Annotated in this window: 1 pseudogene; it reads left to right on the top strand. The window is 40.4% G+C overall.

What is annotated here, in order from left to right:
• Positions 1-1,242: pseudogene (locus ABD909_RS07045) on the top strand (hypothetical protein); the annotation flags it as partial.

Below are 1,242 nucleotides of genomic sequence, written 5' to 3'. Positions count from 1 at the left end.
ACGACAGATTACAAAAGTAGCAGCAGGTACTTTGGATACTGATGCGGTTAATATTGCACAGTTAAAGTCATTACAAAGCTATGTAGATAAAGGCTGGAAGCTGTCTGTTGACGGTAAAAATACTAAAGCTGTGGGGATAGATGACACAGTAGATTTTTCCGCTGGAAGTAAGAATCTCGCAATTACCAAAAACGAGGGCGACAATAAGGTCAAATTTGATTTGGCAAAGAACATTACATTGGATAGCGTAACAGCGGGGAAGAATGTTTTTGATGCCACTGGCTTAAAAATTATGGGTGGTCCACAAATCACGACTTCTGGTATTAATGCAGGGAGTAAAAAAATAACAGGTTTATTAGATGGCACAGACGCGACCGATGCTGTAAATTTTGCACAGCTAAAAGAATTTACTAAAGGTTGGAAAGTTAACACGACTAGTAAATATTTTGAAGATGCTATAGCTGATGGAGAAAATTCAGTTGCTATTGGTAGTGGCGCCAGCGTTGGCAAAGGTGCTTACAGTTCAATTGTGATTGGTAACAGAGCAAAAATTGATGATAATGAGCATAATGTGATTGCAATTGGTACTGAAGCAACTGCTAAAGACAATGGACTTGCTCTTGGTTCTTATGCAAGTGCCAGTGGCAGCACTGCGATTGCCATTGGTCAAAATGCAAGAGCTGATTCTCCTTCTTCCATTGGTATGGTTGTTATTGGTGCTCAGGCAGGAGTAGATGACACTCGAGAAAAAGATACTTCCTATGCGGTTACTATTGGTTTCCAAACAAAAGCAACCGTTCGGGACAGTATAGCTTTGGGTTCTTCGTCTGTTGTGGATGTTGGTGCTGGTGTTGCGGGTTATGATCCTAGTATTAGAGAAAACTCAAATAAACAGGATAACACATGGTTATCCAGTCTCGGAGCACTCAGTATTGGTAATGCTGAGCAAGGTCAAACCAGACAGATTATAAATGTCGCTGCTGGTACCAATGACACCGATGCGGTCAACGTTGCGCAGTTAAAAGCTCTACAAAACTCTATCACTCCAAGTTGGGATCTCTCTGTTAATGGTGCAAATACGACAAATGTTAATTCAACCAGTCCAATGGATTTGGCCGCCGGAAGTAGCAATCTTAATATCACCAAAGGCGAAGAAGACAATAATGTAAAATTCGATTTAGCAAAAGATCTCACGTTAAATAGTATAAAAACAGGTGAGAATACTTTAAGCGGAACAGGTTT

The sequence above is a fragment of the Bartonella acomydis genome, from assembly GCF_039543025.1.
Taxonomy (GTDB): domain Bacteria; phylum Pseudomonadota; class Alphaproteobacteria; order Rhizobiales; family Rhizobiaceae; genus Bartonella; species Bartonella acomydis.
This window is presented reverse-complemented; position numbering and strand designations above follow the sequence as displayed.